Raw genomic sequence first — 16,929 nt, forward strand, 5'->3', positions numbered from 1 at the left:
TATTTGGTTCTCTTTTTTATTTTGTACCTCCGTAACACAACAATTGTTTTTATTAAAAGACAATATGTTTTTTCAATCTAGGAATCATATGAAATATAACAATAATCAAATTATAATTGAATATTTACAAATAATATATTTAATTAATATAGGCTTAAAATAGTAATGTTAGAGTTGTGAGGAAAGAGTGATATGTATCATCAGAGGAGGAGTTATATGAATCAGAAGAAGCATCAATCGATTACTTTCCGCGCTGCAACGAGTTTTGTCCTATTATTTAGTCTTATTGCTACACCACAAGCAGCACAAGCAAGTAGTTCAGAGAAAGCGGCCGATAATGCCAATCCAACAGCACAGCAAGAAAGCAATAATAAAATAAAAATTTTAGACAAAAAGCCTAAAGTTGAAGAGATCAAAAAGCAAAACAAGCCTAACCGAATTATTACAAATATAAACGGTAATCCACAGTCAGAAATGGGTTTTAGTTGGTATACATCAGATAAATTTGATGACTCCAAAGTATGGGTCTCAGAGTCTAAAAACTTTAAAAATGCCAAAACATTTGATGCAGACGCTCAAAAAGTAGATTCAAAATACCTTGAAAGAGATAAGCAAGGAAACATCATTTTTAAAGATATTGCTAAAGATGATGAAGGTGAACCAGTAAAAGGTAAAGACGGTAAAGAAAAAGTGAATGGTTATTATACAGACAAACATGCTGGTGGACCAGAATGGATGAGTGGCGACAAGCATGGAAAAACAAACTTAATAACTGAAGCAGAGCATACATACAAAGCACAAGCAAAAGGTTTAAAACCGAATACGAATTACTACTATAAAGTAGGAAGTGATAAAGGTAAAAAGAGCCAAGTTGGACAGTTTAAAACAGCAGGCAAAAAAGGCGATCCATTTAATTTCGTACAATACACAGATACGCAAAATGCATTTTGGAATGAAAATGTAAGAAATGAAGCTGCATTTGGTGCAGATACATTGAAAAATGCTATTCAAACAGCTGGAGATCCTAGCTTTGCTTTACACACAGGTGACTTTATTGAAACAGCAGAAGTTGAAGATGAATGGAAAGATTTATATAAACAATCGCGTCCGTCATTCATGTCATTACCAGTTGTGGCTACAGCAGGAAATCATGATGAATACGCATTAAATGAAGAAGATGAAAAACTATTAACTAAATTTAATGAACATGTGAACGTACCAAAAGAAAATGACGCTGTGAATGGTGGCTCTTACTACTCATTTGATTACAACGGTGCACATATGGTTGTTGCAAATACCAATGACAACAAAGAATCTAAAGACAATCCAGATGAAAAAGCAATTGGCAAAAAACAAATGGAATGGATTAAGAAAGACATCAAAAAAGCACGTGATAACGGCTCCAACTGGGTGGTTTTAAATCTACACAAACCAATGTATTCTAAGTCTTATCATGCTTTATCAGACGAAGATGTGAAGAAAATTAGAGAAGAGTTAACAAAAGAAATAGATGAGTTAGATGTAGATTTAGTCTTACAAGGTCATGATCATGTATTATCACGTACACATCCACTAGAACATACATCGACAAAAAACAGTTTCGTGAATGCTAAAAAAGAAGACACTAAACAATTTGTTGGTCAAGACAACGTCACATATTATGATAATCCAAAAGGTTCTGTGTATGTGCTGCCCAATACAGGTGGAACAAAAGAATATGACAGTATCTATGACCGTTCTTTAGAACATATTAAAAAGGTAAGACCAGAATTAAGTGGGTTAACTGAAAAAGATTTAGAACACTATAACAGCCTATTTAAATTAGGTAAGCAACCTCAAGAAACAGATGCCTTTAAAGATAGTCACTCAAATAACCGTGACTCTTCTTCACAAAACTTCTCAGTCTATGAAGTTGAAGGTAATACATTGAAGGTTAAAATTTATCAATTAAATGGTGACATTAGTAAGGGTGAACAGCGTAATGTTGAATTAGTTGATGAATTTGGTATTCAAAAAGACAATAAATAATTAAATCAATGCCTAAGTTAGAGGATAATAGTCTAGCTTAGGCCTCTTGATTTCCCAGGAAATTGAGGATTGATAGATAATGAAACGAGCAATAAGATATTTAACAATAATAGTTTTATCTTGTATGGCGTTAGCTGCTTGTAATAATGAAACAGAAGAACCTCAACAGTCAGGTGAAAAAGCTAAAGCTACTAAAAGTGCTAACCAAGAAAAATCATCTAAAGCGTCTATCTCAGACAAAGATAAAAAGGAAATTAAAAAAGAAGTCTTGTCGTGGCTTTCAAAACATGAAAAAAACAATGATAAGGCAGTATCAAATCGTTATTTCGGTAGCGGGAGTATGTCCGATGGGGATTGGTATGCAGGTACTGAAGATGGGGAAATTCAAGTAAGCAACAAGGGGAAACCAGGGGCGAAAGCTTTTGATTTACATACTGTGACAGGCGCAGTAACTTACACATCAAATGAAGGGGTAACTGGTATAGATAAAGATTCAAAAAACTTATCAAATATTGAAGGGTATAATGCAGTCGCTGATATTAATAAACCCGTAACTAAATATTTATTTGCAGATAATGGTAAAGTATATGAATATGTGTTTAATGATTCGAAAGATATTACACTGTCATCTGGTTTTGCACCTAAAGATCATAATGGAAAGGACCCAAACTTAAGTCCAAACCAGATGTTCAAAATAAGTGATAACAAAGCACTTAACGATTTTTATAGTGAGTTGTTGAAGCAATATGAGTGAGCTAATATAACTTTATTGAAGTGGCTTATATCTCTAATGATAGTGAAAAGCAAGTTATTATTAAATTAAAGCTTATAGTGGAAATAATAATCAGAAAGATAATGACATATTTATATAATGACTAATTGTAATTAGAGACCAAATGGTGTATAAAGTTAGGGAATCGCAGAATAAATAAAATTGTACCCCTGAAGTTGGACTGAAAATCTAACTTTTAGGGTTTTTTTTATAACATTAACTAAAAACAAGCTACATAATAAGAAAAACAAAAGCAATGCTATAAAACTTTATAATATATGAATAGAAATAGGTATTCACTTTTTTTGAAATTTATTATATGCTTTGAAATATATTAACTAAATGAGGTGAGCACTTGAATAAATTTTCAAAATCTGTCATATCGATTTCGCTTGCAACTGTATTTACAATTGCAACACCACTAACTACATATACTACTGTTGCACACGCCAATGGATCAACTGCACCGGTAATGGAACAACAAGAGCAAACAAACCTTGGCTCTGAAAATATTATGGCAGTTTCATGGTATCAAAATTCAGCAGAAGCTAAGGCACTTTACTTACAAGGTTATAATAGTGCCAAAGTACAATTAGACGAAGAGCTTGAGAAAAATAAAGGTAAACATAAACTCGCAATCGCGCTTGATTTAGATGAAACAGTTCTAGATAATTCACCTTATCAAGGTTACGCGTCTATAAATAATACATCGTATCCGGAAGGTTGGCATGAATGGATACAAGCAGCTAAAGCAAAACCTGTATATGGCGCTAAATCATTTTTAAAATATGCGGATAAAAAAGGCGTAGATATATACTATATTTCTGATAGGGACAAAGAAAAAGATTTTAAAGCAACTCAAAAAAACTTGAAAAAGCAAGGGATTCCACAAGCAACAGATCATCACATCTTACTTAAAGGTAAAAATGATAAGAGTAAGGAATCTAGAAGACAAATAGTAGAAAAAAATCATAAGCTAGTCATGTTATTTGGTGATAATCTATTAGACTTCGGGGACCCTAAAAAGCCTAATGCTCAAGAGCGTGAAAAGTTTGTGCAACAGCATAAAGAAGACTTTGGTAAGAAATACATCATTTTCCCTAATCCAATGTATGGTAGTTGGGAAGCGACACTATATAACAATAAGTATGATATGAGTGATGCGCAAAAAGATGAACTAAGAAAACAATCAATTAAGCAGTTTAATCCTTCAACTGGAAAAGTTGAATAATAAGAAGAAACTGGTAGTGAAACAATAGTTGTTTCATCACCAGTTTTTAAACTTTACCGAAACCAACATTAGTTAAATTTGAAGAACCAGAAGCATAAATATATTAGAATTACATTTCGCAAATTTTATATAAAATCCTCATTAAATCCACCAACAAACTTTGTTGGTGGATTTCTCTTTTGAAATAATTATTTTTTAAAATTGTAAATTGACTCTATAAATATATAATGATAATATAATTCATATTAATCCAATCGGAATAATAAATGATGGAGGGATAAAGATGAAAAGAATGAAATTAGGATACTTTTTAACGGGCTTTGGTCATCACGTTGCTAGTAGTAGACATCCAGATGCATTAGCACACGGGGGAATGAATTTAACAAAAACAATTGAACAAGCAAAACTTTTAGAACAGGCAAAATTTGATTTTCTATTTATGTCAGATAGTTTATATCTTGACGAGAAAACACACCCAGATATGTTTACGTTTTTCGAGCCAATTTCCTTAATGTCGATTATTGCTAGAGAAACAGAGCATCTTGGTTTAATCGTGACAGGTTCTACTTCATTTTCAGAGCCATTCAACTTAGCTAGAATCTTTTCATCTTTAGACCATTACAGTGATGGTAGAGCTGGGTGGAATATTGTGACATCAGGTATTAATAATACCGCTAAAAATTTTAGTGGCGTAAATAATGCGGATCATGACTTAAGATACGATCAAGCGGAAGAATTTGTCGATATATCCAAGCAGTTATGGGATTCGTGGCGAGATGTTAACCCAGAACGACTTCACGCTGCAGGAGGATTTTTTGATGAAAAACAACCTGAACCAATAAACTATAAAGGAGATTTTTATAGTGTCAGAGGACCTTTAAATATAGAGCAATCACCTCAAGGGTATCCATTACTTGTTCAAGCTGGTTCTTCTAAAAAAGGTACTGCATTTGCCTCAAAACATGCAGAAGTTGTGTTTACAGCACAAAATGATATCGATAATGCAGTTGCTTTTGCTCATAATTTGAAAGAACAAGTTGCTGATAAACGAGGTCCAGAACAAGAAATTGTGATCATGCCAGGTATTTTCCCATTTATTGGAGAAACACGGGAAGAAGCTGAAGCCCACTATAAAGAATTGCAAGATTTGATAGTTCCAGAGATGGGATTAGAATTATTGTCTTCTTATTTAGGTGACACAGATTTAAGTGGTTATGAGTTAAGCACCCCATTTGAAAATGTTCATATAGATAAAGGTAATAATATTCAAAGTCGAGTAGACCTAATTAAGGATACAGCGAAGAAGAATAATTCAACGTTAGAAGATGTGATGAAACATGTTGCTGGTGCAAGAGGTCATCATATCATTGTAGGAACGGCTGAAGATGTGGCAGACAGAATGGAAGAATGGTTTACTCGTGGTGCGGCCGACGGATTTAACATAATGCCTCCGTTAAACCCTACACAATTTGAATTATTTGTAAATAAAGTTGTTCCAATATTAGAAGAAAGAGGTTTAGTTCAAACGGAATATAATACAGGCACATTAAGAGAAAAGTTAGGATTAAGCACTACTAAAGCACATATTTAATCTGTGGTCCTTTCAATTAAGATGGAGTGATACTCTAGAAAGTAGGGAGAAATATGTATATAGCATTTACATTAATATCATGTGCATTTTTTATTGGTATCGTAGCTTGGTACTCTTATTATAAAACTAAAAATACTGTTAGTAGTTCGGGAGGTTTCTTCTTAGGAGGCAGAGGGTTAACAGGAGGTTTTATTGCAGGTGCATTAATACTAACTAATTTATCTGCAGAGCAGTTAATAGGTTTAAACGGACAGGGTTATCAAAACAATTTATCTAGCATGGGCTGGGAAGTTACAGCAGGTTTCTCTGTTATTATCTTAGCTACAATTTTACTGCCAAAATATTTGGGCGGCGCATTTACCACACTTCCAGAATTTATAAATAATCGCTTTGATAAGCAGACCCGTTTATTAATTGTCTTGTTGTTTATGGTCGGCTATGGCTTCATAACTATACCATCTGTACTATATTCAGGTTCTTTAGCTGTATTACAAATATTTGATATACCTCATATGTTTCATATAACATACGAACAATCTATATGGGTTATTGTTTGGGTTATCGGTATTATCGGTATGTTATATGCAATTTTAGGTGGTTTGAAAGCTATTGCTATTTCAGATACTTTAAATGGTATAGGGCTTTTAATAGTAGGCGTCTTAGTACCGATACTTGGTTTTATTGCATTAGGAAATGGCAGTTTGTTAGAAGGTATGAAAACCATTGCGACAGATCATCCAGAAAAATTAAACGCCATTGGTTCAAACAAAGATGATGTACCATTTGGTTCGATTTTTACAGGCATGATATTTGCTAATTTATTCTATTGGGGTACTAATCAATATGTGATTCAAAGAACATTAGGCGCAAAGAGTCTAGCGGAAGGTCAAAAGGGCGCACTATTTACAGGATTTCTAAAAATACTAGTCCCTTTTCTTATGATGATTCCAGGTGTCATTGCATTTCACTTATATGGATCAGGCTTAAAGAATATGGATTTAGCGTATCCTACGTTGGTAAAAGATGTATTCCCTACCTTTTTAGATGGCTTCTTCTTAGCCGTATTACTAGGTGCTGTATTTTCTAGTTTTAATGCATTATTGAATAGTGCATCAACGTTATTTGTTTACGATATTTATAAAGTACTAATTAATAACAAAGCTACAGATAGACAAATGATAAGGGTAAGCCAATGGTTTGGTGTGATTTTGGCATTAGCGACCTTCTTTATTTCACCAATGTTAATGAATGCCCCACAAGGATTATGGACAATCATTCGCCAATTCACAGGTTTCTTCAATATACCAATTATAGCGATTGTATTGGTGGGGATATTTGCTAAAAGAGTTCCTGCCATTGCACCTAAAATAGTTATTATTTCCCACGTAATTGTTTATTATTTATTGATATGGGGATTGCCGATGGTCTTTAAATATGAAATGGCGATTAATTTTATATACATACAAGGGCTCTTATTTGTAGTAGAAGTGCTAGTAATGTTGATCATAGGGATGACAAATCCATTAGACATACCGTTTAAATTTAGTCCAAACCCTAAAGTAGATATGACGCCATGGAAATATACAATACCTGTTACAGTTCTCTTGTTAGGGTCCATTGTTTTTACATTTATATTGTTTTCGCCAATTGGTTTAGCAGCACAACATCATATTGTATCGTCATGGTTTTGGCCATCTATAGTACTTTTAGCGATAATTGTTGTCATCTTTTATTATATAGGGTTAAGACAATGGAGTAAGCAATACGAAACAACATTAAAGCAACAGTATAATAAAGAATTATTCACAGATTTGAACCAAAGTGAGTTATCTGGAGAACCGTTAATTCGATAAATAATACGATTTATATAGCTATATTAATTTTAAGACTGTAAACATATTTACTTTCAGAGTAATGTTTATAGTCTTTTTTCTAATTAGCAGGTATGTAACTTATGTGAAGATAGATAAAATAAAAACCAAGATCAATGAAGTATGACATCCATTGATTTTGGTTAATTGTGCACTATTAAGAAACGTCTATTGAAAGTGCTAAGTTAGACTCCGCGCGAGCTAGTTTAAATTATGAAGCGTTGAAATTACTGAAACCATATCGTCATTGATGACTAAATCTGCATTATGATCATAAGGCGTCACATCTTTATTAATAATAATAAGATTTTCTCCTTTGAAGTTTGAAATTAGACCTGCCGCTGGTTGAACTACGAGTGACGAACCTAACACAATTAATGTATCAGCTGTTTCAATTTTATTAATAGCATTAAAAATAGTATCTTGATTTAACATTTCTCCATAAAGTACAATATCAGGTCTAATGATGCTGCCACATGACTCACAATGGCGCAAGTGATGCTCCATGACGTAAGTTTTGTCATATTTATTGAAACAATCAACACAATAGAATTGATTTAAAGTCCCATGAAGTTCATCTACATTTAAGCTGCCCGCATCTGAATGAAGGCCATCGATATTTTGGGTGATAACACCTAAAGATTGATGGTCTTTTTCTAGTTGCGCAATCCATTGATGAATGGTATTGGGTTGTTTATCAGCAAGGAGTAAACGCTTATGATAAAAATCGACAAATCCCTCCGGATCATCTTGTAGATAATTAGTACTTAACAAGTACTCAGGTGGGTAACCATCTTTTGAAATTTCATCGAACAAGCCACCCATAGAACGGAAATCAGGCACACCGCTTGCCACAGAGACACCAGCACCTGTAAAAAATGTTATTCTACGAGAATTATTAATGATATCTTTCAATTGTTCAATATTACGATTCACACTTATCACTCCATTAAAAAATATACTCTCTTGTAGCGAATATTTTTATTATACTTAAGATAATTTTAAATATTAGCTACTATTTTAGCAAATATGGAAAAGTATAATTAAGAGCAAATAAATCTATGACTATTGTAAGGCATCTAATTCACTAAGAATATTATAGATTGAATCTAAAAAAACTCGATAAAGCCTCGTCATTCACAGTGCTTCTTATGTATTAGTGAATGATTGGGGCTTTATTTTTTTATATGAAATTTTAAAAAACCATATATATTTTCTAAAATAAAAGTGCAATTCAAGTTTTTTTAATAAATATTAATTGAAAAATATTATCATTTGTATTGACAACTATAAAGTACCAATATATGATATAAATCAAATCGTAACTATTACGATTTGATTAGACTGCTGCAATGAGCTAAAGTTTTTTAATCAATATTAATAGATTTATATAAAATATTTTTAAATAGAAGGAGAGTCGTATGAGTCGAAAGGTTATAGAATTTTCAAAGTATAATCCATCGGGGAATATGACGATACTAGTGCATTCGCAACATGATTCAAGAGATTACGCAAACATAGCTAACCAATTGATGACAACAAGTCAAGTTTGTTGTGAACAAGTTGGATTTATAGAGTCCACCAATACGGATTTTAATAGAAATTGTCATTTAGTTATGAGCGGAAATGAATTTTGTGGTAATGCCACAATGTCATACATACATTATTTGCAAGAAAGTAACATACTGCAAAAACATCAATGTGCAATAAAAGTTTCGGGATGTACTGAGTTGGTTCAGTGTGAAGTACATAGCAATCAACATTATGAAGTCAGTATGCCCCAAGCACAGCACGTGTCCCCGATAAAGCTTAATATTAATCAGCAACAATGGCATGCAATAGAAATTGTTTATGAGTCATATGTGCATTTTGTTGTTCCAGTCACTGAAGTGACTACAGAATTGCAACATCAGGTTGAACAATTTGTCCGACAGCAAACATGGAGTAATAAGTATAAAACAATAGGTATCATGTTATTTGATGAACAACGTCAGTTTCTTAAACCACTTATTTTTATACCAGAAATTCAAAGTTTGGTTTGGGAGAATAGTTGTGGTTCTGGTACTGCATCGATAGGTATTTTTAAAAATTATAAATCTAACAGTACATGCGAGGATTTTATAGTTCATCAGCCGGGCGGCAACATTTTAGTAACATCTAGGAAATATCCAAAGTCTGGGTTCCAAACTTCCATTAAAGGACAAGTCTCAACTGTCGCAACAGGAAAAGCATTTATAGAATAGGAGACTGAAATGAAAAATTTAGAGAAAGAGATTAGCGCTATATTACATAAATATTTATTGAATTTTGAAACACTATATGAAAATGTCTTAGAAAATAGTGACTCCGTTGATGCATTAGAAACATTAGTGGATGAGTACAGTCAGTTTATATTAAATCCCGTGTTTAAAAGATTATACGAAGATTGGGAAGATGAAGTGGTAAAAGAACATCTCACGACGAGGCTCCAATTTATATCAGCCCAATGTGTTAAACAAGTAGAAGTGATTCGAGCGCAACGTTTGTTAGGCGGTAAGACTTCTACTTCTGGTTACTTTGATAACATAGAGCACTGTATTAATGAAGAATTTGGGCAATGTCATATAACTGAAAATGACAAATTATTGTTAGTTGGCTCTGGTGCATATCCTATGACGCTCATTCAAGTGGCAAAGGAGACTGGCGCTGCTGTTATTGGTATTGATATTGATCCGACGGCAGTTGATTTAGGGCAAAGAATTGTTAAAGTATTAGCACCAAATGAAGATATTGAGATTACAGAGCAGACAGTAGATCAATTAGCAGATATCAAAAAAGTGACGCATATTATATTTAGTTCAACAATTTCAATTAAATATGACATATTAGAGCAACTTTATGATTTAACGAATGAAAATGTTGTTGTTGCAATGCGATTTGGTGATGGAATCAAATCATTGTTTAATTATCCTTCTAAGGAAACTAGCGTAGATAAATGGCAATGTGTAGATAAACGTATACAACCTAATCAAATTTTTGATATTGCTTTATATCGAAAGACAGCAATAAAGGTTGGTGTAGCGGATGTCTAAAATATTAATTATAGGTACGGGGCCAGTTGCAATTCAATTGGCCAATCTGTGCCATCTAACAACAGACAAGCAAATAAATATGGTAGGCCGTGCCTCAACCTCGTTGAAATCAAAAAAGTTATTTCAAGCGTATCAACGCGATAACTACTTTGAAGTAACGATACAAAATGATGCCCATAAACAAATGGCAGGTCGCTTTCAAATTAATCACTTATATGCCGACATACAAGATGTTGAAGGTATTTATGACACGATTATTATGGCGTGTACTGCAGATGCATATCATAGTACATTGGCACAACTATCGACAACAACATTAGAAAAAGTAAAGCGTATCTTGTTAGTTTCACCTACATTTGGTTCACAAATGATTGTAGAACAGCATATGGCTAACTTTAATAAAGATATTGAAGTTATATCATTTTCTACATATTTGGGTGACTCACGTTTGTATGATACTGAGCAACCTAATCATGTTGTAACAACTGGGGTGAAATCCAAGTTATACGTAGCTTCTAATCTTGGTCATTCGGCAACTATTGTTTTCTTAAAAGGTGTGTTCGAACAATTTCACATATTTTTGACTGATATGCCCACGCCTCTACATGCTGAAACACGCAATAGTTCTTTGTATGTACACCCACCATTATTTATGAATGATTTTTCATTAAAAGTTATTTTTGAAGGGACAGAAGTACCTGTTTATGTGTATAAGTTATTTCCAGAAGGTCCAATTACGATGACGCTCATTCATGAAATGCGTTTGATGTGGACAGAGATGATGACTATTTTAGCGAAATTTAGTGTGCCGTCAGTCAACCTTTTGGAATTCATGGTGAAAGAAAACTATCCTGTGCGTCCTGAGACATTAGCGGATGATGATGTCTACAGTTTTGAAAAGTTACCGGCAATTCATCAAGAATATTTACTGTATGTGAGATATACAGCAATATTAATAGATCCGTTTTCAGAGCCTGATCAACACGGCCGCTATTTTGATTTTTCGGCGGTACCGATTAAGCAACTTTATGAAAATGAACAAGGCGTCGTTCATATACCACGTATGCCAAGTGAGGATTATTACCGTACTTCAATTATTCAACATATTGGCAAACTATTAGGTATTAAGACACCAATGATTGATACATTTATGAAGCGTTATGAACAATATTGTCAGAACTATAAAAAGCATAATCAACAATTGTCATCACAATTCAACGTGAACTTATATAAAGATGATAAATCTTTGGTAGAGGCGTACTTAGATACCAAAGGTAAGATTTAGTAACAATGATTTGTAATATAAAAATATTAAATGATTTTTGATTTTACATAAGTATGCTCCACACGATTAAAAATGATATTACAATTTTTAAATGAGAAAGAGGAAAAATGATGAACAAATTGACTAAGATGAGTGCAGTATTCATTGCATCAGGTGTTATTTTAGCGGGATGTGGGAACAGCAAAGGCATAGAAGAGAAGAAAGAGAATAAGCAGTTAACGTATACAACAGTGAAAGATATTGGAGATATGAATCCACATGTCTATGGTGGGTCTATGTCTGCAGAAAGTATGATTTATGAGCCACTTGTACGTAATACTAAAGACGGTATCAAGCCATTGTTAGCTAAAAGTTGGGATGTATCTGATGATGGTAAAACGTATACTTTCCATTTGCGTGATGATGTTAAATTCCACGATGGTACAGGGTTTGACGCTGAAGCAGTTAAGAAAAATATTGATGCAGTTCAACAAAATAAAAAATTGCATTCATGGTTAAAGATTTCAACATTAATTGATAATGTTAGTGTTAAAGACAAATATACCGTCGAACTTCAGTTAACAGAACCATATCAGCCAGCTTTAGCAGAATTAGCAATGCCGCGACCATATGTATTTGTATCACCAAAGGATTTTAAGGATGATGGAACTAAGAATGGCGTGAAATCATTTGATGGCACAGGTCCATTTAAACTGGGTGAACATAAAAAAGACGAGTCAGCAGATTTTAATAAAAACAATGATTATTGGGACGAAAAATCTAAGTTAAACAAAATACAAGCAAAAGTAATGCCTGCAGGTGAGACTGCCTTTTTATCAATGAAAAAAGGTGAGACAAACTTTGCTTTCACAGATGATAGAGGTACAGATAGCTTAGACAAGGACGCCTTAAAACAGTTGAAAGATTCTGGTGATTACCAAGTTAAACGTAGCCAACCTATGAATACAAAAATGTTAGTGGCAAATTCTGGTAAAAAAGACAGTCCAGTGAGCGATAAAACTGTAAGGCAAGCGATTGGTCATATGGTAAATAGAGATAAAATATCTAAAGAGATATTGGATGGCGAAGAAAAGCCAGCAACACAACTATTCTCGAAGAATGTTACAGACATTAATTTTGACATGCCTGCGCGTAAATATGATATGAAAAGGGCGAAAGCACTGTTAGATGAAGCGGGATGGAAACAAATAGGAGATAGTAAAGTCCGCAAAAAAGATGGCAAAGCATTAACAATGACTATGTATTATGACAAGGGTTCTTCGAGTCAAAAAGAACAAGCAGAGTTTTTACAAGCAGAATTCAAGAAAATGGGTGTTCAATTACAAATTAATGGTGATACATCAGATAAAGTTGCAGAACGTCGTACATCTGGTGACTATGACTTAATGTTTAATCAAACTTGGGGATTATTGTATGACCCACAAAGTACAATGAGCGCATTTAAAGCAAGTAATGGATATGAAAGTGCAACTTCAGGTATCGCTAACAAAAATGAGCTGTACAACAATATTGATGAATCATTTAAAATTCAAGATAGTAAACAACGTTCTGCTGCATATAAAGAAATTTTACAACAAATAGATGATGAAGGTATTTTCATTCCTATATCACATGGCAGAATGACTGTGGTTGCACCTAATGATTTAGAGAAATTATCATTTACACAGTCGCAATATGAATTGCCGTTTAATGAAATGCAATTTAAATAAAGGAGTGCATTCATTGTGTTCAAATTTATTTTAAAGCGCATGATAATTATGGTTCCATTGATGATTGTAGTGAGTTTCATGACATTCTTACTAACTTATATAACAGATGAAAATCCGGCGGTTACAATTTTACATGCGCAAGGCACACCGGACGTATCGCCCCAATTAATTGAAGAAACAAATGAGAAGTACGGATTAAATGATCCGTTATTAATTCAATATATGAATTGGTTATTGCAAGCATTACAGTTAGATTTTGGCACGAGTTATATTACAGGCGATCCTGTTGCAGAACGTATTGGACCAGCATTTTTAAACACCTTAAAACTGACTGTCATTTCCAGCATTATGGTAATGATTACATCAATTATTTTAGGTGTTGTTACTGCCTTAACAAGAGGGAAGTTTGCAGATCGTGCAATACGTTCTGTGGCTTTCTTTCTAACGGGCTTACCATCTTATTGGATTGCTTCGATGTTAATCATTTATGTTTCTGTAAATTTAAATTTATTGCCAACCTCTGGACTGACGGGTCCTGAAAGTTACATATTGCCAGTTATTGTTATTACTATTGCATATGCTGGTATTTACTTTAGAAATATTAGGCGTTCAATTGTTGAGCAGTTGAATGAAGACTATGTACTGTATTTGAAAGCATGTGGGGTGAAATCGACAACGCTAATGTTGCACGTATTACGTAATGCATTACAAGTTGCCGTATCAATATTCTGCATGTCTATACCAATGATTATGGGTGGTTTAGTAGTAATCGAGTATATATTTGCTTGGCCAGGTTTAGGGCAATTAAGTTTGAAAGCCATATTAGAACATGACTTCCCTGTCATACAAGCTTATGTATTAATTGTCGCCATACTATTTGTAGTATTTAATACATTGGCAGATATAATCAATGCACTCTTGAATCCAAGATTAAGGGAGGCATCGTGATGATTATTTTAAAACGTTTATTACAAGACAGGGGTGCCGTTATTGTTCTAGCCATTATTGTCTTATATATTGTGTTAGGTTTTGCAGCTCCTGTTGTAACAGTGCACGACCCTAATCATATTGATACAGCAAATAAATATAGTGGAATAAGTTTACAACATTTTTTAGGGACGGATCATTTAGGACGAGATATTTTAACAAGGTTGATTTATGCGATTAGACCTAGCTTATTATATGTTTTTATAGCGCTCTTTATCTCTGTTTTAGTTGGTGCCATATTAGGTTTTGTTTCTGGTTATTTCCGAGGTTATATTGATGCACTTATCATGCGTATGTGTGATGTGATGTTAGCATTCCCTAGTTATGTGGTTACACTCGCACTGATTGCTTTATTTGGTATGGGTGCTGAAAATATTATTATGGCATTTATTTTAACGCGCTGGGCATGGTTTTGCCGTGTGATTCGCACAAGCGTTATGCAATATACTGCCTCAGACCATGTTAAATTTGCTAAGACAATTGGCATGAGTGATTTGAAAATTATTCGCAGACATATTATGCCGTTAACACTGGGTGATATTGTAATAATCTCAAGTAGTTCTATGTGTTCTATGATTTTACAAACATCTGGGTTTTCATTTTTAGGGTTAGGTGTTAAAGCACCGACTGCTGAGTGGGGCATGATGCTCAATGAAGCTAGAAAGGTAATGTTTACTCATCCAGAAATGATGTTTGCTCCGGGTATTGCAATCGTTATTATAGTTATGGCATTTAACTTTTTATCAGATGCATTACAAATTGCGATTGATCCAAGGATATCTTCAAAGGAGAAACTACGTTCTGTGAAGAAAGGATTGGTGCAATCATGACGTTATTAACAGTACAACATCTGTTTGTCAAAGATAGTTGGACAAATCAGACCATTGTTAACGATGTGAATTTTACAGTGGATAAAGGTGAAGTGCTAGGTATTATTGGTGAAAGTGGTAGTGGTAAGTCGGTTACATGTAAAGCTTTAGTAGGTTTAAATCCAAAGCGTTTAAGTGTTGAAGGAACAGTGACATTTAATAATGTACAAATGCTTACTTTGTCAGAGATGCAGTTAAAGAAGCATAGAGGTAAAGATATTGCGATGGTTATGCAACAAGGTAGCCGTGCATTCGATACGTCATCTACAGTAGGCAGGCAATTGATTGAAACTATGAAGGTTCATACGCAACACTCTATTCAAGAAATCGAAGCAATATTGATAGAATATATGGATTATATGGGGTTAAAGCATCCTAAACAGATATTAAAGTCCTACCCTTATATGTTATCTGGGGGAATGTTACAGCGTATGATGATTGCTTTAGCTTTGGCATTAAAACCCAAACTAATTATTGCAGATGAACCGACGACAGCTTTAGACACTATTACACAATATGATGTGTTACAGGCGTTTATAGATATTAAGCAACATTTCGATTGCGCCATGATTTTTATTTCACATGACTTAACAGTGATTAATCATATCGCAGATCGAGTAGTTGTGATGAAGCATGGACAACTTATTGAAGAAGGCACTAGAGAAGCGGTACTATACCAACCACAACAATCTTATACGCGGTATTTATTATCCACGCGAAAAAAAGTTAATGATTATTTTAAATCTGTATTAAGGGGTGACTTAAATGCTTAAGATTATGAATGTTGAAAAGTCGTATTCGCGTTCACACATATTTCGGCGTGGCATGACCCCTATTGTTAAAGATGTGTCCTTTGAATGTCCACTTGGTAAAGCAATTGCAATTATAGGCGAGAGTGGTAGCGGAAAATCAACATTAAGTAGGATGGTATTAGGTATTGAGAAGCCTAACAAAGGTTCAGTAACGTTGAATGATCAAGCCATGTATAAGAAAAAGGTGAGAAACCATCAAATAAGTGCGGTTTTTCAAGATTACACATCTTCATTACATCCTTTCCAATCTGTGAAAGAAATATTATTAGAAGTGATGTGCCAGTGTGACAATCAACCTAAGGCAGTCATGGAGGCACGAGCGATTGAATTATTAGAAGAAGTTGGCTTATCGAAAGTTTATATGGATAAATATCCAAATATGTTATCCGGCGGTGAAGCGCAACGTGTGGCGATTGCACGCGCCATATGTATGAACCCTAAATATATATTGTTCGATGAAGCAATCAGTTCTTTAGATATGTCGATACAAACCCAAATTTTAGATTTGTTAGTAAATTTACGCTCGAAAAGGCAGTTAAGTTATATTTTTATTACACATGATATTCAAGCTGCTACTTATTTGTGTGAGCAGTTAATTATTTTCAAAAATGGCAAAATTGAAGAACAAATTGCAACTAAAGATTTATATCTAAGTAATAATGCTTATACAAAAGCATTGATTGAAAAACAATTATCATTCTAA

General features: G+C 33.8%; 14 protein-coding genes. 13 read left to right on the top strand and 1 reads right to left on the bottom strand.

Annotated features, from left to right (window positions below; genetic code table 11):
* Positions 1-216 precede the first annotated feature (216 nt).
* From D9V42_RS05895 to D9V42_RS05915, 5 genes are all read left to right on the top strand, one after another.
* Positions 217-2,028, top strand: a complete 1,812-nt coding sequence (locus D9V42_RS05895) for a purple acid phosphatase family protein (protein WP_122063763.1) — start codon at positions 217-219, stop codon at positions 2,026-2,028.
* A gap of 79 nt (positions 2,029-2,107) precedes the next feature.
* The gene (locus D9V42_RS05900; protein ID WP_122063766.1) at positions 2,108-2,782 is read left to right on the top strand and encodes a hypothetical protein; all 675 of its coding nucleotides are present in this window, start codon (positions 2,108-2,110) and stop codon (positions 2,780-2,782) included.
* Positions 2,783-3,155: 373 nt separating this feature from the next.
* Positions 3,156-4,031 carry a 5'-nucleotidase, lipoprotein e(P4) family gene (locus D9V42_RS05905; protein ID WP_122063769.1) on the top strand — a complete coding sequence of 292 codons (876 nt, stop codon included), beginning with the start codon at positions 3,156-3,158 and terminating at the stop codon, positions 4,029-4,031.
* A 283-nt stretch (positions 4,032-4,314) separates the two neighbouring features.
* On the top strand, positions 4,315-5,622 hold the full coding sequence (locus D9V42_RS05910; protein ID WP_122063772.1) for an LLM class flavin-dependent oxidoreductase: 1,308 nt from the start codon (positions 4,315-4,317) through the stop codon (positions 5,620-5,622).
* 53 nt (positions 5,623-5,675) lie between these two features.
* The gene (locus tag D9V42_RS05915; protein ID WP_122063776.1) at positions 5,676-7,475 is read left to right on the top strand and encodes a solute:sodium symporter family transporter; all 1,800 of its coding nucleotides are present in this window, start codon (positions 5,676-5,678) and stop codon (positions 7,473-7,475) included.
* A 219-nt stretch (positions 7,476-7,694) separates the two neighbouring features.
* Here the strand turns inward: D9V42_RS05915 and D9V42_RS05920 are convergent, their stop codons facing one another.
* On the bottom strand, positions 7,695-8,429 hold the full coding sequence (locus D9V42_RS05920; RefSeq protein ID WP_122063779.1) for an NAD-dependent protein deacylase: 735 nt from the start codon (positions 8,427-8,429) through the stop codon (positions 7,695-7,697).
* A gap of 485 nt (positions 8,430-8,914) precedes the next feature.
* Between D9V42_RS05920 and cntK the strand changes: the two genes are divergently transcribed.
* The 8 genes from cntK (at position 8,915) to D9V42_RS05960 (ending at position 16,929) form a co-directional block, all read left to right on the top strand.
* Positions 8,915-9,736 (top strand): histidine racemase CntK, encoded by an 822-nt coding sequence (gene cntK / locus D9V42_RS05925; protein WP_122063781.1) that lies wholly within the window; start codon positions 8,915-8,917, stop codon positions 9,734-9,736.
* Between the two features lie 9 nt (positions 9,737-9,745).
* On the top strand, positions 9,746-10,564 hold the full coding sequence (gene cntL, locus D9V42_RS05930; RefSeq protein ID WP_122063784.1) for a staphylopine biosynthesis enzyme CntL: 819 nt from the start codon (positions 9,746-9,748) through the stop codon (positions 10,562-10,564).
* Positions 10,557-11,849 carry a staphylopine biosynthesis dehydrogenase gene (cntM, locus tag D9V42_RS05935; RefSeq protein ID WP_122063787.1) on the top strand — a complete coding sequence of 431 codons (1,293 nt, stop codon included), beginning with the start codon at positions 10,557-10,559 and terminating at the stop codon, positions 11,847-11,849. Before cntL ends, cntM begins: the two co-directional genes overlap by 8 nt.
* 110 nt (positions 11,850-11,959) lie before the next feature.
* Complete coding sequence (cntA, locus tag D9V42_RS05940; RefSeq protein ID WP_122063790.1) at positions 11,960-13,558, top strand: staphylopine-dependent metal ABC transporter substrate-binding lipoprotein CntA; 1,599 nt, start codon at positions 11,960-11,962, stop codon at positions 13,556-13,558.
* Positions 13,559-13,573: 15 nt separating this feature from the next.
* Positions 13,574-14,506: a nickel/cobalt ABC transporter permease gene (opp1B, locus tag D9V42_RS05945; RefSeq protein ID WP_042361754.1), complete on the top strand. Its 933-nt coding sequence runs from the start codon at positions 13,574-13,576 to the stop codon at positions 14,504-14,506.
* Positions 14,506-15,375: a staphylopine uptake ABC transporter permease subunit CntC gene (gene cntC / locus D9V42_RS05950; protein WP_122063793.1), complete on the top strand. Its 870-nt coding sequence runs from the start codon at positions 14,506-14,508 to the stop codon at positions 15,373-15,375. Before opp1B ends, cntC begins: the two co-directional genes overlap by 1 nt.
* Positions 15,372-16,187 (top strand): staphylopine uptake ABC transporter ATP-binding protein CntD, encoded by an 816-nt coding sequence (gene cntD, locus D9V42_RS05955; RefSeq protein ID WP_122063796.1) that lies wholly within the window; start codon positions 15,372-15,374, stop codon positions 16,185-16,187. The genes cntC and cntD overlap by 4 nt, the downstream gene beginning before the upstream one ends.
* Positions 16,180-16,929, top strand: a complete 750-nt coding sequence (locus D9V42_RS05960) for an ABC transporter ATP-binding protein (protein ID WP_122063799.1) — start codon at positions 16,180-16,182, stop codon at positions 16,927-16,929. Before cntD ends, D9V42_RS05960 begins: the two co-directional genes overlap by 8 nt.

It is taken from the genome of Staphylococcus pseudoxylosus, from assembly GCF_003697915.1.
Lineage (GTDB): Bacteria > Bacillota > Bacilli > Staphylococcales > Staphylococcaceae > Staphylococcus > Staphylococcus pseudoxylosus.